Here is an 18932-nt window from a genome sequence, read left to right on the forward strand (position 1 = left end):
GATGCCGTGGCGTGGGGTAGATTCTTCACTTCCGCAGCGCTCAACCGTCTCTCCTCATCTGCCGAGACCCTCAGGCCAATTCGGCGAACAGGCTGTTGTAGCCCGTCTTCGTGATTCGCACCTGGATAATGTCACCGATTTCGCCGGCCGTTTCATCAACAATAACCGGCTGCAGCCACGGTGAGCGGCCGACCTTCTGGCCGGCCTGTCGGCCGGGCTTCTCGATCAGCGTGTCGATGGTGCTGCCGACCAGGCTTGTGCCGAAGTCCTGCTGCTGTTTCAAAAGCAGAGCTTGTAGCCGCTGCAGGCGCTCATCCTTGACCGTTTCCGGCACATGATCGGGCATTTCAGCGCCCGGCGTGCCGGGACGCGGCGAATATTTGAACGAGAAGGCAGAGGCGTAATTCACCTGCCGCACCAGTTCCATGGTCGCCTCGAAATCCGCTTCGGTCTCACCGGGGAAGCCGACAATGAAATCGCCGGAAAGCGCGATATCGGGCCGGGCAGTGCGGATGCGGTCGAGCAGCGCCAGATAATCCTTGGCCGTGTGCCGGCGGTTCATCGCCTTGAGGATGCGATCGGAACCTGATTGCACCGGCAGATGCAGATAAGGCATCAATGCCGGCAGATCGCGGTGAGCGGCGATGAGTTCGTCGTCCATGTCACGTGGGTGGCTGGTCGTGTAGCGCAGTCGCGCCAGGCCCGGGATTTCGGCCAGCCTGAACAGCAGGCGGCCAAGGCCCCATTCCTCGCCGTTTTCGCCCCGGCCATGCCAGGCATTGACGTTCTGGCCCAGCAGCGTCACCTCGCGCACGCCGGCTTCCGCCAGGCGCTCGGCCTCCGCGACGATCTGCGCCACCGGACGCGAGACTTCCGAGCCTCTGGTGTAGGGCACGACGCAGAAGGTGCAGAATTTGTCGCAGCCTTCCTGCACGGTGAGAAAAGCGGTGACGCCGCGCTTGATAACCTCGGCGCGCTTCGGCTGCGGCAGGTATTCGAACTTGTCCTCGATGGCGTAGTCGGTCTCGACGATCTTCTCGCCGCCGCGCACCCGCGCCAGCACGTCGGGCAGCCGGTGATAGGTCTGCGGGCCGATGACCAGATCGACGGCCGGCGAGCGGCGAATGATCTCGGCGCCTTCGGCCTGCGCCACGCAGCCGGCGACGCCGACCAGCAACTCGCGGCCGACCAAGGCACGTTCGGCCTTCATATCGCGGATTCGGCCGAGCTCGGAATAGACTTTTTCCGCCGCTTTTTCCCTGATATGGCAGGTGTTGAGCAGCACCAGATCAGCCTCGCCGATGGCATCGGTCGTGGAATAGCCGTCGGCGGCCAGCGCATCGGTCATGCGCTGTGAATCATAGACGTTCATCTGGCAGCCATAGGTCTTGACGAAGACCTTCCTGGCGGTTGCCGCCGGCGCGGCCATCGCTTCGGCCGCGGCGTCGACGTCGTCGCGCTCTATCGTGTTCAAGTCCATAAGGCGGCTTCTAACGCCTTTCCGTGACAAAAAACAGACGATTCTCGGCATGCGCCTGCAGTTTGCATGCCCGGGGCTAGCGGCTCGGGCGCGGATCGGCAAGCGCTGCCTGCATCATCTCGCGCACCCGGCTTTCCATCAGTTTCGACGTTTCCTTGCGGTTCGAACCCTTGGAAAAAGCGATCGGCTCGCCGAAATGCACCTCGACGTCGAGGGCGCCCTCTGCCAGCAGCACCTTGAGATGCGGCATTAGGTCTTCATCACCGATCCAGGCGGCTAGCGGGCGGTGGCGGCGACCGAGCGGCACGCCATGCAGGCGCGTATAGGCGATAGCCACCGGCTGGATGTAGACCTGCTCCGTCGCGCCTTCCGAAATCGCCATAGAGGCGGCGCCAAACAGCGTGCTCTTGAACGGCAGGACGATGTTGCCGTCGCCAGTCGAGCCCTCGGCAAACAGCACCATGGCATCGCCCTTGCCCATGCGGCTGGCGATCTCGCTGGCCTGGTCGCCCGAGGACCGCTTGCGCTCGCGCTCGATGAACACGGTGCGTTGCAGTTTCGACAGCATGCCGATCAGCGGCCAGCCTTCCATATCAGCTCTCGCGATGAACTTCACGTCGGCCATGGAGCCGAGCACCATGATGTCGGTCCACGAGATGTGATTGGATACCACCAGCAAAGGACGCTTGGTCGATAGCGTTCCCTTGACGTGGATACGCATGCCAAGCGCCCTGATGATCAGCCTGTGCCAGATCTTGAGGATGAAGGTTTCCGGCCACCAGCCGGTCTTCATCGACAGGATCTGCAGCGGCACGAGGACCAATGAACCGGCGACAACAAGGCCCAGCGCCAGGAAAATCCTGATTTTCTTGATCATCGCCCTACCCCGGCCTCCGGCTAGCGAAGATCGCGGCGCATAACAAGCGCGCCGGTCGGTCCATGTTCCGGCGACTTGTAGTAGTTCGGTCGCTTGCCGACCTCGCGGAAGCCCAGCCGCCGATAGAGCGCGATCGCCGCGACATTGGTCTCGTCGACCTCGAGGAACAGCGCTTCGGCGCGCTGGGCGTGAAGTTCGCGCAGCACCGCATCCATCAACTGCCAACCGAGCCCCTGCCGGCGGTGGGATCGAGCGACCGCGACGGTCAGGATCTCGCCTTCGCCGGCCGCCAGCCTGGCCAGCACGAAGCCGACCGGAGGCTTGGCGCCCTGTCCGGTTTCACGCGCGGCATAGCCGAATACGGTGTCCTGTTCGAGCAAGGCAGCGAATTCACCATCGGTCCACGGGCGGACAAAGTCCTCGCGATGCAACAGGGAGACCGCCGGGCTGTCGGCGATCTTCAGCGGCTCGAGCGCATAGTCCCGGCGGCGTGGTTGGAGAAAAGGTATGCGCATCAATTTTCTTGCCTTGAAAGAATGAACCCGGCCTGCGGCTTGGCGTCGGCGCCGCGCAAATAAAGCGGTTTTGGCCTTTCGCCGGGACCCTTGGCGGCAGCCAGACGGGCGTATGTGACAATATCGGCGGTAGCCGTCTGAGGCCCGATATCGAACGCGCGACCGGCCGACGCGGCAATCAGCGCCGCCGCTGTACCGGAAAGCACCAAAGAACGTTCCGTCGCCATCGCCGCCACGTCAGCCAATGTGGCGACAGCCGGACCGTAAGTCAAAACCGACATTTCATCATAAAGGGCGGCATGGATTTCCTCGCGACCCGCATCGAGCGCCGCCAGTACGGCGCGACCGGGAAATGCCGCTGCCGCCTCAGCAGCCAGCGCCTCGAGCGTCGTCACCCCGATCGCCGGAACCTTCAGCGCCAACGCCAGGCCACGCGCGGTCGAGACGCCGACGCGCAGACCGGTGAAGAAACCGGGGCCGACGGAGACGGCGATGGCGCCAAGACCGGCATAGTCGGTGGCACTTGCCTTCAGCGCTTCGGCGATGACCGCCATCAGGTGCTCGGCATGGCCTTTGCCAAGGTCGAGCACCGAACGGCCAAGCTCTTGCTTCGCCGCCTCGTCGTAGACGCAGGCGGCGCAGAGGTTGGCGGCACAGTCGATGGCAAGCAATTTCATGGAGCGACCGGTTCGAAGAGAGTTCCGTGTGCCTGCCACGGCTCGCCACCGCAAGTGGATAGTGCATAATTCGTTAAGCGGCTTCGCTTCGGCCCGCAGGAAATATCTAGGCAGCCTGTTCGATGCGCAGCAGGTGGTTGTCCCAGACATAATCCGGTTCGGAGCGTGTCACACCGCTGCCATCGACGATCTCGCCGGCGCCCGTGGTAGCCATGAATCCGGTTCCGTCGAGCGCCGTGCCGCAGACTTCGACCAGCGCGGTGACCGAGACGACCCGGCCGCTGGCCGAATCGATCACCACAAGCGAGTTGCCTTCCGGCGAGGAGACGGCGACGGTGCCGGCGGCCGGATTGGCGGCGACCGAACCGATATAGTTGCGGAAGCCGGACAGCACGTCCTGCGGCATGTCGAGCAGCTGCAAGTCTTTGCCGCGCGCCGCGCGGCCGACCAGCAGCGGACGATCGGTGCCCGGCCCCCGGTACTGGCAGCCGAACCAGACGGTGCCGGATCGATCTGCGTCCATGTGGCGGATCGACAGCTGGTGCAGTGCCTCCGGGAGTTCATGCTTCTCGATGAGATCGCCGGTGAGGCGGTCGATGAGCACATAGGACGGCTTCATGGTGGCGATGTTGAGCTCGGCGCGGCCGTAATCCGGATGGGTTTCGATGCCGCCATTGGCAACAGCGATCGTCCTGCCGTCGCCCAGCAGCAGCAGCTCGTGCGGACCCATGCCATGGGTCGGGAATTCACCGATGCGGTTGAACTTCGTCCGCGCATCGTAGATGCCAACCACGCCGGCGGCGTTGTCGAAGTCGTTTTCGGTGGCGTAGAGCAGCGCCCCGTCGGGCGAGAAAACACCATGGCCGAAGAAGTGCCGACCGGCGATGCTGGCGATGGTTAACGGCGCGTCACGGCCCGAATGATCGAACACAACGGCGAACGTGCCGGGCTGGCGAGCGAAGACCACCGAACGCGTCGACACCGGATCGAAGGTGACGTCATGGCCACGATCGGGCAGGTCGATCGCGTGCAGGATCTTGCCGGCCTCGGATAGGACAGCGGCGCCATAGCTGCCATCACGCTTGACGAAGGCGGTGGCGAAGACGGCGTCCGCCGCGAGCGTCTTCGCCCAGGCCGCGGGCGCCATTGCCGCTACGAAGCCAACGCCTGCAGCCCTCAGGAAATCGCGGCGATCTAACAGCGGGGTTTTCAATTCAGTCCCCATCCAGCGACGAGAAGCCGGCAGTCAGGCCGAATTCGGCGGTCAGCCTGGTGCCGATCAGGGTCGACAGGCTGGAGGTGATCAGCGCGAAATGGTCGAGCTTGTCACGCAGTGCCGGATCGGCAAGCGCCTTGTCGATCGGACCCTGGATGGACTTCACGGTAGCGATACCATTGATCAGCTGGATATGGATCGATTCCGCCATCCAGCGCGCATCGGCCGGCAGTGCGTCGCCAAGCTTCGACGCCTGGAACAGCGTGTCTATCCCGGACAGATTGCCGGCTAGCGAATTGGCGGTGTTCTGTGAGCGCCAGTAGATCGCCTGTTTCGGCTTGTCCGCATCCGGCTTGTCGCCGAAAAACCCTTTCAGGCGCACATCGCGAACCATTTCCAGTTCATTGATGAAGACGCCGACCAGTTCGGTCACCGCTTCGTTGCCGTCGCGGTAGAGCGGGTTCTGTGGCCCCGGATTGGCCCAAAGGGCAGCAAATCCGTTGGGCTTGTTCCAGGCATCGTTGACGTCGCCGGTCATGGTTTCGATGTTGCCGGCAATCGCCGCGCCATAGGCACAACGATAAGGATCGTCCCTGCCCGTCAGTGCATCGGCGCCGTCGCCATAAAGCACGAATTCGAGCGCGCCCAGCCCCTGCATGGCGACGCTCTTGCCGGCCAGCAGTGCCGGATCGGTGGCGGTCGAATCCTTGTTCGCCAACACAGCCTGCACCTGCTTCAGGCCGATGCCTTTGCGATCCGGCCAGAACAGCATGCGTTCCAGCCGGTTGTTGTCCTTGATCGGTCCGAAGCCGATGATTTCGGCCGACGACCAGGCATAGACGGTGGCGGAAAATTCCGAGCGCGCGGCATCGAGCTCCTCTTGCGAGGGCGCTTCGCAGAGCTTGTGCATCGCCTTCGTCAGGGATTCCGCATGCTCGTGCAGGCCGGCATAGGCTGGGCGGACAAAGCCGTCGATCGCCCCCTGGATGATTTCGGAGGCTTTGACCGCCGCAGACACCGGGACTGCGCCGAGCAGAGCCAGCGGAAGAACGAGTAACAATGCAGAGCGCTTGAGCATCACAGTGACCCCAGGAATTTGAGCAGCGCATCGCGGTCGGCGGCGTCGGCGGCGGCAAAGCGGCTGCGCGCCTTCTGCGCCTCGCCGCCGTGCCACAGGATCGCCTCGGTCAGGCTGCGGGCGCGCCCGTCATGCAGGAAGAAGGAATTGCCGTTGACCGTCTCGGTCAGGCCGATGCCCCACAGCGGCGGCGTGCGCCACTCATTGCCCGTCGCATCGCCCACGGCCTGGCCGTCGGCCAGATCGGGTCCCATGTCGTGCAGCAGGAAGTCGGAATAAGGCCAGATCAACTGGAAGGCCTGCGCCTTGTTGGGCGTGCCGCGACGGGTGACGAATTTCGGCGTGTGGCAGGCAATGCAGCCGATCTCATAGAAGACCTTCTTGCCGGTGAGCACATCTGGTTGGTCGAGGTCGCGGCGCGCCGGCACGGCCAGGTTCTGCGAATAGAAGGTGACCAGATCCATCACCGGCGGCGGCGCCTCGACCGGGCCGAGACGCTGCTCTACGCCGCTCGGCATGGCGAAGCATTTGGCTTGCGTGGCGGTGCAGTCGCCCCAGTGTTTTGGCACTTCCGGCGTCGAGATGCCGATGTCGCCGGCGAAAGCGTCCGCCGCCTGCCGGCGGATCGATGCGGCCTGCGCCTTCCAGCCGAAACGGCCAAGCGTCAATTCGCCGCTTGGGCTGTCCCGCACGATGTTCGGCCTGCCGGAAATGCCGTCACCGTTGCGGTCGAGTGGATCGGCGTTGGCAAGAATATCCGCTGGTGCAATCTCTTCGATCAGGCCAAGGCCGATCATCGGCGGCGTCAGGCGCGGCGACAGCGTGGTGCGCGGATCGAGAGGTCCATAGGCAGGATCGACCACCGAATAGCTAGGTTTGCGCAAGGAAATCACGGCACCGTCTGCCAGTTCTACCATACGCTCCTGATAGTCGACATGCATGCGGCCCTCGCCGCGCAGGCCGGGCACCGCCAGTTCCTGCAATTGCGCGCCATAGACCGGATCGGGGAAGTTCAGCACCTTTTGGTCGACAAGCGCTGCTTTCTCTTCGGCCGTACTGGCATCGCGCGCCAGCCGCAGGAACATCGAAGTCGTGCCGGCATCGCCTTGCGGGGGACGGCCGCGGCCGTCCTTCAGATGGCAGTTCTGGCAGGCGCGTTCGTTGAACAGCGGGCCGAGCCCATCCGACGCCTGCGTCGAGGATGGCGACGACACCCAGTTCTTGCGAAACAGGGCATTGCCGAGCTTGAAGTCGCCCTCTTCCTCGAAGGTGATGTTGGCCGAGGATTGCGAGAAGGAATCGCGGCTGACGTCCTTCCTGGACGTGCCGGCGCCGCCTTGCATCAGCTCGAACTGCTCAGGCCTGGAAAAATCAGCGGTCGGCCTGGTGATGGCGGCGACGCGCGCCTTATCCTTCGGACTGAGGTCGGTGCGCGTGGTGGCGATGCCGGCAGGTTGAAGCTCACCGGCCATCGCGGACGAGGAGAGCGCGATTGCGAAGACGACACAGCGCCGCCGCGCCAATCCGGCCGGCGTCTTCCGAAGGAGCGGCGAGCCGTCGGCCCGCCGCATGCGGCGCATGAATTCTAACAGGCGCCGCATTCCGGCATGTCCTTAATCGGCCTCGTGCGCCGATGCAGCGTTGAGCTGGCCGTATTTTTCCTCGCCGATCGAGGCAAGCAGGTCGAGCTGCGTCTCGAGGAAGTCGATGTGACCCTCCTCGTCGGCCAGCAATTCCTCGAACAGCTTCATCGTCACATAGTCGCCAGCGTCGTTGCAGATCTCGCGCGAGCGCTTGTAGGCGGTACGCGCGTCATATTCGCCGGCAAGGTCGGATTCGAGCACTTCCTTGACGTTCTGTCCGATGCGCAGCGGCGCCACGGACTGCAGGTTCGGATGGCCTTCAAGGAAGATGATGCGGGCCACGAGCTTGTCGGCATGGTGCATCTCCTCGATCGATTCCGCCCGCTCCTTCTTTGCCAGCTTGGCGTATCCCCAGTCCTCCAGCAGACGGAAATGCACCCAGTACTGATTGACGGCCCCCAGCTCCAGAAAAAGAGCCTCGTTAAGCCGCTCGATGACCTGCGGGTCGCCTTTCATGATTTCTGCTCCCGTATTGGACGCGCAGGCTTCTGACGCGATCCAGGTGTGAAACGATATCGACGCCGCTCGCCTCGGAGCGGGCGTGGTAATTTTCGGTGACCCGAATGATCGTTTCCACCACATTTGGGAAGCAGCCGCAACAGCGCCCGCGCTTTTGCATGGCGTGATAGACCTTTGCCGGCACGATCAGTTGCCAGGGGTCCTGATCCAGCAGCGCGATGATCGTCTGCTCGATTTCCCTCTCGGTGATGATGTTGCAATGGCAGATCAGCATTGGTTTGCTCGGATGGCTGACGGCGCCTCCCGCGCCGTGTGGCTTGATTTCCTATCGAAGCCCGTTCCGACCCCGATTGCCCGGCTCCGGATCAGGCTCCAACCCTTTGACTTACTTGAACACCTTGTCGGGTGCGTCGAGACTGTCGGACCCTTCGAAGGCGATGGTGCTGAGTTTCAGGGAGCCAACGGCGCGTTCGATCGACTTGGTCTGGTCGACCAACGCGTCGATTGCCGCCTGCACGGTCGCATTGCCTTGCGCATTGCCCTCGGCGATCTGCTGGTCATAGGCCTCGCCAGCCAGTGCCCGCGCCTTGATCGCCTCCATCTTGGCGACCGTCACGTCGAGCTTGTCCGACAGTTCCTTGTCGATCGCCGGATCGGCTGCTTTCACCATATCGGCCACCGAGGGACCCGAAACGACGGTGCCGTCGAGCCTGGTATAGCTGGCATGATAGGCGGCGCTAATGCCGATGGCATCATAGAGATGCGAGTTATAGGTGTTGTCGGAGAAGCAGTCATGCTCCTCTTCCGGATCGTGCAGCAGCAGGCCGAGCTTCATGCGCTCGCCGGCCAGCTCGCCGTAGGACAGCGAGCCCATGCCGGTGAAGATGATCGAGATGGCGGTGTTCGGGTCGCCGTCGATGAGGGCCTTGCGCGCGGCACCGTCTTCCTTCCAGTCGTTGACCATCTTCTGCAGGTCGGCGACCAGAAGGTCAGTCGCCGATTTCAGGTACTGGGCGCGACGGTCGCAATTGCCGCCGGTGCAGTTCTTGAGGTCGTAGTCGGAATAGGGGCGCTCGCCGGCACCCGGGCCGGTGCCATGCAGATCCTGACCCCAGAGCAGGAATTCGATGGCATGATAGCCGGTGGCGACGTTTGCCTCCACGCCGCCGGCTTCCTGCAATGTGCCGGAGAGGAATTCCGGCGAAAGGCTCGAAGCGTCGACTTTCTTGCCGTTGATCTCGATCTCCTTGTTGGCGATCACATTGGCCGTATAGAGCGAATTCGCATCCGATTCGGAGCCGTAGCTCTTGGCGACGTAGTCGATCAGGCCTTCGTCCAGCGGCCAGGAGTTCACCTCGCCTTCCCAGTCGTCGACGATCTTGTTGCCGAAACGGTAGACCTCGGTCTGCTGGTAGGGAACGCGCGATGCCCTCCAGGCGTCGCGGGCTGCATTGAGAGTTTCCGCCGAGGGGGTGGCGAGCAGCGCGTCGACTGCCTTGTCGAGCGCCTGCGCGGTGGTCAGCGAATCCTCATATTTGGCCAAGGCGATGTCGGAATAGGTCTTGACGACCGCCTTCGCATCGGTTTCGGCCTTTGCGGGCAGCACGAACACCGCCGCCGTCAGTAGGGCCGTGGCGCCGATCGCGGCAAGCCTGCCGCCATATCGTGCTGTCATAATCGCTCTCCAGTTTCTCGGAATTTTTGTAAACGGCGCGCGCGGCAACTGGCACCAGGCCATCTGCAAGCCATCGGGCGCAAGAGATGCCGCGCCATCGCGCGGTTCGCGGAAGAAAGACACCAAAATGCCTCCAATCGAAAGGGTTCAAGGCCCAGACATTAAAGGGATGCGCTGACGCGCGAGCTTCCATAAAGCTGCGACATCGTCGGATGTCAATGGAGATCGGCAAGAAAAATCAATTGAAACAATAGTTTAGAATTATTCTAAACTGCAACTGTCAACTTAATGTGCGGCCTGCACCGGTCTTGCCGCTGAACTGTACGATTGACAGCCGCCATCCCGAGTGCGACCCGCACAGCCTCGCTTGCGGCGGCGCCAGACAATCGCCACATGGCGAGATATCCTAGGATGCCGGCAGGATTGGAATGCAATGAAGAACGGTGTGGTCATTGTCGGCGCGGGTCATGCGGGCGTGCAAGCGGCCGCCAGTCTGCGCGATGACGGCTATGACCGGCCGGTGATCCTGGTCGGCGACGAGAACGAGTTGCCCTACCATAAACCTCCACTGTCGAAGACCTTCATCAAGGATGCCGAGGCCAGACCGCAACCGTTGCGCGGCGAGGCCTTCTACACCGGCAGCGCCATCGACTTCCGGCCGGGCATCAGGATCGATCGCATCGATGCCGGACGCCGTAGCGTGGAGATATCAGGCGGCGGCACACTTGCCTTCGACCATCTGATCCTGGCGACCGGCTCGCGCCCGCGCACCTTGTCGCTGCCCGGTTCGGACCTGTCGGGCGTGCTGTCGCTGCGCTCGCTGGCCGATGCGCGTCTGATCCGGGAACTCAGCGCCCAGAGCGACGAGGTCGTCATCCTCGGCGGCGGCTTCATCGGGCTGGAGATCGCCGCGACGTTGCGGGCAGCCAGCCGCACGGTGACCGTGGTCGAGGCGGTCGACCGGCTGCTCGGCCGCGCCGTGGCGCCGGTCGTGGCGAGCCACGTCCGGCAACGTCTGGAAGGGACAGGCGTGCGCATCCTCACCGGCACCTCGATTGCAAGACTCGAAGGCGAAATCGGCCATGTCGCAGCCGCGATCACATCCAGCGGTGAAAGGCTGCCGGCGCGCATGGTCATCGTCGGCATCGGCGCCGTGCCGAATGTCGAGCTGGCGCAGGCCGCAGGCCTCAGCATCGCCAACGGCATCCGCGTCGATCACCAGATGCGCACTTCGGTGCCTGAAATCCTCGCCATCGGCGACGCCGCCTCCTACCGGCACTGGTTCACCGGCGGCGACGTACGGCTGGAATCGGTGCAGAACGCCACCGACCAGGCGCGGCTTGCCGCACGCACCATCACCGGCCATGCCGATGGCTATTCAGCGGTGCCGTGGTTCTGGTCCGACATCGGCGACATGAAATTGCAGATGGTTGGGCTGACTGCAGGCAGCGACAGCCATGTCGTGCTGGGTGATCTGCCCGACAACAAATTCTCGATCTACCATTATGCTGGAGACCGGCTGCTCGGCATCGAATCGGTGAACCGTCCCGGCGACCACATGCTTGGCCGCAAGATGCTCGGCGCCGGCTTCTCGCCGACGCCGGGGATCGTTGCGACGGGACCGGACGGGCTGAAGGCTGCGCTTGCCGCCTTCCAGGAAGAGGAGCCTGTCCGCGCGGCGGGATAGGATCAAAACCCAATCACCCTAAACGACCGAGTTCGCCCGGGAGCTGACCTTCAAAACCTATAGCGAAGTAAAGGAAACAGCGGTATTTTGACCAATTGAAGTCGTCTTTGGGGGGTGCTCATGGCTCTAGATGTCATTGGCGCAGGCATGGGTCGCACTGGCACATATTCGCTGAAACTCGCGTTGGAGCATCTTGGGTTCGGGCCGTGTCATCACATGGCAGATGTCCACGCCAATCCCGAGCAGAAGGCGCTGTGGCGCGCCGCCGGCCAGGGACAACTCCCTACCTGGGATACGGCATATGCCGGCTATCTTTCCGCGGTCGATTGGCCAACGGCGCATTTCTGGCGAGAAGTGAGTGACCACTACCCTGACGCAAAGGTTATCTTGACAGTTCGTGACCCAGAAGCCTGGTATGAAAGCATGGCGCAAACGATAGGGTTCACGATGGATGCTGCTACCAATGATCCACAGTCCTTTGGTGTGGCAGTGGTTGGAAACAGTGTCTTTGGCGGTCGATTTGATGACCGAGATCACGCAATCGCTGTCTATGAAGCACATAACGCTTCCGTGAAATCAACGCTGCCACCTGAACGCCTTCTCACTTATCAGGCCTCCGAAGGATGGGAGCCCCTTTGTGCCTTTCTCGGTGTACAGTTGCCTTCCGAACCTTTTCCACGCACCAATTCGACCGCAGAATTTCGTGCTCGCATAGGGCGTTGAACGGCAGCTTGCCACCCTATCTCGGCCTTTTCCCGCAAGGTTGTTGAATCCTAGGCGATATCCTCGCCGATCAGGCGGCGCAGACTTCGCGGATCGAGCTTTCCAGAATGTCGAGCGCCTCGTTCATGACGCCGTCCTGGATGGTGATCGGCGCCAGGAAGCGGATGACGTTGCCGTAGACGCCGCAGGTCAGCAGGATCAGGCCCTTGTCGAGCGCCTTCAGCCTGATCGCATTGGCTATCTCGGCCGACGGCAGGCCCTTCTTGACGTCGTTGAACTCGATCGCGTTCATGAAGCCGAGGCCTCTTATGTCGACGATCTCGGGCACGTCGTCGCGGATCGACTGCAGCCGCTGCTTCAGTCTTGCACCCAGCGTGTTGGCGCGGTCGCACAGCTTTTCCTCATCGATCACGTCGAGCACGGCGTGCGCCGCGGCGACACCGATAGGGCTGCCGCCATAGGTACCGCCGAGCCCGCCGGGGCCGGGTGCATCCATGATTTCGGCGCGGCCGGTGACCGCGGCCAGCGGGAAGCCGCCAGCCAGGCTCTTGGCCATGGTGGTGATGTCGGCCGCCACCTCGTGGTGGTCCATCGCGAACATCTTGCCGGTGCGGGCAAAGCCGGTCTGCACCTCGTCGGCGATCAGAAGCATGCCGTGCTGGTCGCAAAGCTTGCGCAGAGCCGTCAGAAACTCGCGCGGCGCCTCGTAGAAGCCACCCTCGCCCTGGACCGGCTCGATGATGATGGCGGCGACGCGGGCCGGGTCGACATCGGCCTTGAACAGGCGGTCGAGGGCAGCCAGCGAATCGGCGACCGATACGCCATGCAGCGGCACCGGGAACGGCGCGTGATAGACGTCGCCTGGCATGGCGCCGAAGCCGACCTTGTAGGGCACGACCTTGCCGGTCAGCGCCATGCCCATGAAGGTGCGGCCGTGGAAGCCGCCAGCAAAGGCGATGACCGCCTGGCGACCGGTGGCGTTGCGGGCGATCTTGATCGCGTTCTCGACTGCCTCGGCGCCAGTGGTGACGAAGATCGTCTTCTTCTCGAACTTGCCGGGCAGCATGCCGTTCAGCCGTTCGGCCAGCCGCACATAGCTTTCATAGGGCACCACCTGATGGCAGGTGTGGGTGAAGCGGTCGAGCTGCGCCTTGACCGCCGCGATCACCTTGGGGTGGCGGTGACCGGTGTTGACGACGGCGATACCCGACGAGAAGTCGATGTAGCGACGGCCCTCGACATCCCAGATTTCCGAATTCTCAGCACGGTCGGCATAGATCTGCGTGGTCATGCCGACGCCGCGCGAGATCGACTGGTTCTTGCGTTCGGAAATGGCTGAATTCTTCATGCTGTCCTCATCGGGCCGGCGCCCGTTCTTGTTTGCTGTCGCTGACACGTCTTCTGACCTTATTTCACGTTTTGCTCAAGTTGGCACCGTCAACAGGCGATTGGGCCTGTCGCCCGGCGCCGCCTCAACCAGTCGGCCGGTACGCGTCCGAAGGAGGTTCCCTTTTCCAAGGGATCGACTATCTTCTGACGCCGCGAGGCTCCGCGGCGGGAGCGTCCCACACAGGCGAGGGAAGCCATGAGCCGGAACGTGACATCTCCCGCCTTGCCACTGTCGCCATCCAATCCTTTGCCGTTCCGAAGTGCTCCGATGCTTATCGCCTGCACGATGGCCAGCCTGCTGCTGGCCGGTTGCCAGAAGCAGGAGGCGGCCGAACGCAAGATGCCGACCATGGTGCGCACCGCCGAAGTCGAAATCTCCTTCTATGCTCCGACGACGTCGCTGACCGGGGTCATCGCTGCGCGTACGCTGAACAACCTGGCCTTCCGGGTCGGCGGCCGCGTCGCCGAGCGGCTGGTGGAAATCGGCCAGCATGTCGACAAGGGCACGTTGCTGGCCCGCATCGATCCACAGGAGCAGGAATCGGACCTGCGCTCGGCGCAGGCCGATCTCGATGCGGCACAGGCGCAATTGACGCAGGCATCCGCCGCTTTCGAGCGCCAAAAGACGCTGCTTGCTCAGGGTTTTACCACGCGCCGGGACTATGATCAGGCAGCACAGGTGCAGAGCGTTGCACAAGGCAGCGTCCAGCAGGCGCAGAGCGCGTTGGACAATGCCCGGGAGAGCTTCACCTTCACCGAGCTGCGGGCCGGCGCGCCGGGTGTCGTCACCGCACGCGCGGTCGAGGCCGGCCAGGTGGTGCAAGGGGCACAAACAGTCTTCACCATCGCCGAGGACGGCGACCGCGACGCCGTCTTCAACGTTCATGAAACGCTGGTTGCCGGCAGCTCGATGGCACCACCACCGGTGTCGATCACGCTGGTGTCGGATCCGTCGGTGAAGGCGATAGGCAAGGTGCGCGAGATTTCTCCGGTGGTCGACGCCGCCTCGGCCTCGGTTCGGGTCAAGGTCGCCATTCCCGAGACCCCTGCCGCCATGCCGCTCGGCGCCGCCGTCACCGGCACGGTCAGCGCCCAGCCGGTGAAAGCCGTGATCCTGCCCTGGCAGGCGCTGACCTCCAGCAACGGTCAGCCTGCGGTCTGGCTCATCGACCCTGCTTCCAAGAAGGTCACCGTCGCGCCGGTCGATATTCTCGCTTATGGCTCCGGCGTCATCGTCGTCGACAAGGGGCTAGAGCCCGGCCAGCACGTCATCACCGCCGGTGGCCAATTGCTCAGCCCGGGCCAGACGGTCGAGATCGCCGGAGGGGCAACGCAATGAACCGGCCTGCGCGCATGATCGCCCTGTCGGCGCTGTTTGTTGTCGGCGCCTGTTCGGCCGAGCCGGAAAAGGCGCCCGAGATCGTCCGGCCGGTGCTTTCGGTGGTGGTCGAGCCGCGCACCAGCCAGACGCTTGGCTTCGCCGGCGTCGTCGAGCCGGAATTCAGTGCCAACCTGGCCTTCCGCCTGCTTGGCCGTGTCGTCACCCGCGACGTCGATATCGGCGACCTCGTCACCAAGGGTACGACGATCGCCACGCTCGATCCGACGGCGCTGGAATTGGCCGTTCAGGCAGCCAAGGCTGGCCTCTCCAACGCACAGGCGGAATTCACCAATGCTTACGCCAGCGAGGAGCGCCAGCGCGCATTGCTGGCAGACAGGAACACCTCGCAGGCCACCTATGAGGCAGCCCAGCAGGCGCGGCAAGCCGCGCAGGCCAATGTCGAGCGGGCGAGGGCTGCGCTGGCTAAATCTCAGGAGCAGCTTGGCTATGCCCGCCTGTTTTCGGATTTCGATGGCGTCGTCACCGCCACCGGCGCCGAAGTCGGGCAGACCGTATCGGCCGGCCAGACCGTAGTGACGGTGGCGCGCTCGGATGTGCGCGAAGCCGTCGTCGACATTCCCGACCAGTTGACCGGCGATCTCGCTGTCGGAACCGGCTTCGACGTGATCCTGCAGTCTCTGCCCTCGATCCACACGGAAGCCAAGCTGCGCGAGATCGCGCCGCAGGCCGATAGTTCGACCCGCACCCGCCGCGTGCGCCTGACGCTGCTCAATGCGCCGACCGCGTTCCGGCTCGGCTCGACCGTGACGGCGACACGGGTGATGCCGATCGACCCGACGATCGAGCTGCCGCTGTCGGCACTGCTCGAAATGGACGGCAAGCAGCAAGTGTGGATCGTCGATGCGCAATCGAAGGTCGCCTTGCACGATATCCAGATCGGCGCCAAACGCGGCGGCAGCTTTGTCGTCGCCGGCGGACTTAACGCGGGCGCACGCGTCGTCACCGCAGGCGTGCACAGCCTGACCCCGGGCGAGACGGTCAAGATCCCCGAAGGAGCCGCCAAGTGAAGGGCTTCAACCTCTCCGACTGGGCGCTCAGCCATCGTTCGCTGGTCTGGTATTTCATGCTGGTGTTCGTCGTCGCCGGCGTCTCGGCCTATCTCAATCTCGGCCGCGAGGAAGACCCGGCCTTCACGATCAAGACCATGCTGATCCAGGCCAACTGGCCGGGCGCCTCGGTCAATGAGACAGTCCGCCAAGTAACCGACCGCATCGAGAAGAAACTGGAGGAACTCGACAGCCTCGACTACAGCAAATCCGTCACCACGGCCGGCAAGACCGTCATCTTCGTCAATCTCAAGCCGTCGACCAAGGCACGCGACGTGGCCCCGACCTGGGTGCGCATTCGCAACATGATCAACGACATCGGCGCCCAGTTTCCGCAGGGCGTGCAAGGTCCGTTCTTCAACGACAGTTTTGGCGATGTCTACGGCAACATCTACGCCTTCACGGCGGACGGGCTGACATCGCGCCAGCTGCGCGACTATGTCGAGCAGGCGCGCACCCGAATCCTCGCCGTGCCCAATGCCGGCAAGGTCGACCTGATCGGCGCCCAGGACGAGGCGATCTATCTCGAATTTTCGACCCGTCAGATCGCAGCCCTTGGCCTGAACCAGCAGGCGATCGTCGCCAGCCTGCAGGCGCAGAACGCGATCGCACCATCGGGCGTTATCGAGACCGGCCCCGAACGCGTCAGCGTGCGCGTCTCGGGCCAGTTCACCTCGGAGGAAAGCCTGCGCGCCATCAATTTGCGCGTCAACGACCGCTTCTTCCGGCTGAGCGATGTCGCCACCATCACCCGCGGCTACGCCGATCCGCCGACGGCATTGTTCCGTTTCAACGGTGAGGATGCGATCGGGCTCGCCATCGGCATGAAGCCCAACGCCAACCTGCTCGAATTCGGCAAGGCGCTGAAGGTCGAGATGGACAAGATCGTCGCCGACCTGCCTGTCGGCGTCGGCGTGCATCTGGTCGCAGACCAGCCTGTCATTGTCGAGGAAGCGGTCTCGGGCTTCACCCGCGCGCTGTTCGAGGCTGTCGCCATCGTGCTTGCCGTCTCGTTCATCAGCCTCGGCATGCGCGCCGGCTTCGTCGTGACGCTGTCGATCCCGCTGGTGCTCGCCATCACCTTCCTGTTCATGGACTATCTCGGCATCTCGCTGCAGCGCATTTCGCTGGGCGCGCTGATCATCGCACTCGGCCTGCTGGTCGACGACGCGATGATTGCCGTGGAGATGATGGTGGCGAGGCTGGAGGCAGGCGACAATCTGCGCAAGGCGGCGACCTATGTCTACACCTCGACCGCGTTCCCGATGCTGACCGGAACGCTGGTGACGGTCACCGGCTTCATTCCAATCGGCCTCAACAACAGCGCGGCTGGCGAATACACCTACACGCTGTTCGTCGTCATTGCCGTTTCGCTTCTGGTGTCCTGGATCGTGGCGGTGCTGTTTGCGCCGCTGCTCGGCATCACCATCCTGCCTGCGGTGATGAAGCAGAAGCACCATGACAAGCCCGGCCGTTTCACCTCGCTGTTCCGCAGAGTGCTGGTCGGGTCGGTGCGCCGCCACTGGCTGACGATCATCGCGACGGTGCTGTTGTTCGCCGCCTCGGTCGTCGGCATGGGTTTTGTCCAGCAGCAGTTCTTCCCGTCCTCCGACCGGCCGGAACTTATCGTCGATTGGAACCTGCCGCAGAATTCATCGATCGCCGAGACGCGGGACCAGATGGAGCGCTTCGAGGAGGCAGCCCTTGCCGGCAATCCCGACATCGATCACTGGAGCTCCTATATCGGCCAGGGCGCGGTACGCTTCGTGCTTGCCTATGACGTGCAGCCGGCCAATCCCTATTTCGGCCAGACCGTCATCGTCACCAAGAACGTCGAGGCGCGTGACAGGGTAAAGGCGGCAATAGAAAAAATGCTGCGCGACGACTTCGTCGGCACCGATGCCTTCGTCAAAACACTCGAACTCGGTCCGCCCGTCGGCCGGCCGGTGCAATACCGCGTCAGCGGTCCCGACATCCAGACGGTGAGGACGCTGTCCCAGCAACTGGCAGGCGTCATCTCGGCCAATCCCAAGCTTGGCGCACCGATCTTCGACTGGAATGAACCGTCGCGGGTGCTGAAAGTGGATGTGTTGCAGGACAAGGCGCGCCAGCTTGGCGTCACCTCGTCGGACATCTCCAATACGCTGAACAGCATCGTCGGCGGCGTCACTATAACCCAGGTGCGCGACGCCACCTACCTGATCAACGTCGTGGTCCGTTCGCGCGATGCCGAACGCGGCTCGATCGAGACGCTGCGCAACATGCAATTGCCGACCGGTGCCGGCGAATCCATCCCGCTGGCCGCCGTCGCCAACTTCCACTACGAGTTGGAGCAGCCGACAGTCTGGCGGCGCAGCCGCGTGCCGACGATCACCGTGGGCGCCGGACTCGTGGGCGATGCGCTGCCGGCGACCGTGGTCGACGAGCTGAAACCCTCGGTCGATGCCTTCATCGGCAAGCTGCCGGTCGGCTATGCCATCGCCACGGCCGGCTCGGTCGAGGAAAGCGCCAACAGCCAGGGGCCGATCGCGGCGGTCGTGCCTCTGATGCTGTTCATCATGGCGACGATCCTGATGATCCAGTTGCAAAGCTTCCAGCGCCTGTTCCTGGTCGTTGCCGTCGCACCGCTTGGGTTGATCGGCGTGGTTGCTGCACTGTTGCCAAGCGGCGCCCCGCTCGGCTTCGTCGCCATCCTCGGCGTGCTGGCGTTGATCGGCATCCTGATCCGCAACTCGGTCATCCTGATCGTGCAGATCGAGGATCTGGTCGCCGAAGGCAAGGACCGCTGGGCGGCGGTGATCGAAGCCACCGAACATCGCATGCGACCGATCGCGCTGACGGCCGCCGCTGCCAGCCTGGCGCTGATCCCGATCGCACGGGAGGTGTTCTGGGCACCGATGGCGTTCGCCATGATGGGCGGCATCATTGCCGGCACGGCGATCACGCTGCTGTTCCTGCCGGCGCTCTATGTGGCCTGGTTCAGGATCAAGGAGCCGAAAGGCCGGGAAGAGCCACCCGTTCTGGATGGGGCCGAACTGGCGCAAAGGTCGACTTAAGATCCTGCT

General features: G+C 63.4%; 16 protein-coding genes. 5 read left to right on the forward strand and 11 right to left on the reverse strand.

Features of this window, described 5'->3' with window-relative positions; all coding sequences use genetic code 11:
• Positions 1–70: 70 nt before the first annotated feature.
• The 10 genes from miaB to NKJ90_RS09040 form a co-directional block, all read right to left on the reverse strand.
• Complete coding sequence (gene miaB / locus NKJ90_RS08995) at positions 71–1429, reverse strand: tRNA (N6-isopentenyl adenosine(37)-C2)-methylthiotransferase MiaB (RefSeq protein ID WP_031259792.1); 1359 nt, start codon at positions 1427–1429, stop codon at positions 71–73.
• 127 nt (positions 1430–1556) lie between these two features.
• Positions 1557–2357: a lyso-ornithine lipid O-acyltransferase gene (gene olsA / locus NKJ90_RS09000; protein WP_023758129.1), complete on the reverse strand. Its 801-nt coding sequence runs from the start codon at positions 2355–2357 to the stop codon at positions 1557–1559.
• Between the two features lie 20 nt (positions 2358–2377).
• Positions 2378–2872 (reverse strand): ribosomal protein S18-alanine N-acetyltransferase, encoded by a 495-nt coding sequence (gene rimI / locus NKJ90_RS09005; protein ID WP_023758130.1) that lies wholly within the window; start codon positions 2870–2872, stop codon positions 2378–2380.
• Positions 2872–3549: a tRNA (adenosine(37)-N6)-threonylcarbamoyltransferase complex dimerization subunit type 1 TsaB gene (gene tsaB, locus NKJ90_RS09010; protein ID WP_352485921.1), complete on the reverse strand. Its 678-nt coding sequence runs from the start codon at positions 3547–3549 to the stop codon at positions 2872–2874. Before tsaB ends, rimI begins: the two co-directional genes overlap by 1 nt.
• 106 nt (positions 3550–3655) lie before the next feature.
• Positions 3656–4762 (reverse strand): DUF1513 domain-containing protein, encoded by a 1107-nt coding sequence (locus NKJ90_RS09015; protein ID WP_023758132.1) that lies wholly within the window; start codon positions 4760–4762, stop codon positions 3656–3658.
• 1 nt (position 4763) lies between these two features.
• A complete protein-coding gene (locus tag NKJ90_RS09020; RefSeq protein ID WP_023758133.1) occupies positions 4764–5843 on the reverse strand; it encodes an imelysin family protein in 1080 nt (359 codons plus the stop codon).
• A complete protein-coding gene (locus NKJ90_RS09025) occupies positions 5843–7444 on the reverse strand; it encodes a di-heme oxidoreductase family protein (RefSeq protein ID WP_023758134.1) in 1602 nt (533 codons plus the stop codon). The genes NKJ90_RS09020 and NKJ90_RS09025 overlap by 1 nt, the downstream gene beginning before the upstream one ends.
• A 12-nt stretch (positions 7445–7456) precedes the next feature.
• Positions 7457–7942: a bacterioferritin gene (gene bfr / locus NKJ90_RS09030; protein ID WP_023758135.1), complete on the reverse strand. Its 486-nt coding sequence runs from the start codon at positions 7940–7942 to the stop codon at positions 7457–7459.
• Positions 7908–8219, reverse strand: a complete 312-nt coding sequence (locus NKJ90_RS09035) for a (2Fe-2S)-binding protein (RefSeq protein ID WP_352485922.1) — start codon at positions 8217–8219, stop codon at positions 7908–7910. Before NKJ90_RS09035 ends, bfr begins: the two co-directional genes overlap by 35 nt.
• 111 nt (positions 8220–8330) lie before the next feature.
• A complete protein-coding gene (locus NKJ90_RS09040; RefSeq protein ID WP_023758137.1) occupies positions 8331–9620 on the reverse strand; it encodes an imelysin family protein in 1290 nt (429 codons plus the stop codon).
• A gap of 433 nt (positions 9621–10053) precedes the next feature.
• Here NKJ90_RS09040 and NKJ90_RS09045 point away from each other — a divergent pair, with 433 nt between their 5' ends.
• The gene (locus NKJ90_RS09045) at positions 10054–11307 is read left to right on the forward strand and encodes an NAD(P)/FAD-dependent oxidoreductase (protein ID WP_352485923.1); all 1254 of its coding nucleotides are present in this window, start codon (positions 10054–10056) and stop codon (positions 11305–11307) included.
• Positions 11308–11427: 120 nt separating this feature from the next.
• Positions 11428–12030 carry a sulfotransferase family protein gene (locus tag NKJ90_RS09050; protein WP_084025241.1) on the forward strand — a complete coding sequence of 201 codons (603 nt, stop codon included), beginning with the start codon at positions 11428–11430 and terminating at the stop codon, positions 12028–12030.
• A 70-nt stretch (positions 12031–12100) separates the two neighbouring features.
• Here NKJ90_RS09050 and NKJ90_RS09055 read toward each other — a convergent pair whose 3' ends face one another.
• Entirely contained in the window at positions 12101–13378 is a 1278-nt protein-coding gene (locus NKJ90_RS09055) for a 4-aminobutyrate--2-oxoglutarate transaminase (RefSeq protein ID WP_023758140.1), read from the reverse strand.
• A 237-nt stretch (positions 13379–13615) separates the two neighbouring features.
• On the opposite strand from NKJ90_RS09055, the gene NKJ90_RS09060 reads away from it, so the two are divergent.
• Genes NKJ90_RS09060 through NKJ90_RS09070 form a run of 3 tightly spaced genes read left to right on the forward strand, consistent with a single transcriptional unit; the run spans position 13616 to position 18923 of the window.
• The gene (locus tag NKJ90_RS09060) at positions 13616–14758 is read left to right on the forward strand and encodes an efflux RND transporter periplasmic adaptor subunit (RefSeq protein ID WP_023758141.1); all 1143 of its coding nucleotides are present in this window, start codon (positions 13616–13618) and stop codon (positions 14756–14758) included.
• The gene (locus NKJ90_RS09065) at positions 14755–15828 is read left to right on the forward strand and encodes an efflux RND transporter periplasmic adaptor subunit (RefSeq protein WP_023758142.1); all 1074 of its coding nucleotides are present in this window, start codon (positions 14755–14757) and stop codon (positions 15826–15828) included. The genes NKJ90_RS09060 and NKJ90_RS09065 overlap by 4 nt, the downstream gene beginning before the upstream one ends.
• Entirely contained in the window at positions 15825–18923 is a 3099-nt protein-coding gene (locus tag NKJ90_RS09070; protein ID WP_023758143.1) for an efflux RND transporter permease subunit, read from the forward strand. Before NKJ90_RS09065 ends, NKJ90_RS09070 begins: the two co-directional genes overlap by 4 nt.
• The last annotated feature ends 9 nt before the right edge of the window (positions 18924–18932 follow it).

This window comes from Mesorhizobium sp. M0051 (assembly GCF_040323235.1).
Classification (GTDB): Bacteria; Pseudomonadota; Alphaproteobacteria; order Rhizobiales; family Rhizobiaceae; genus Mesorhizobium.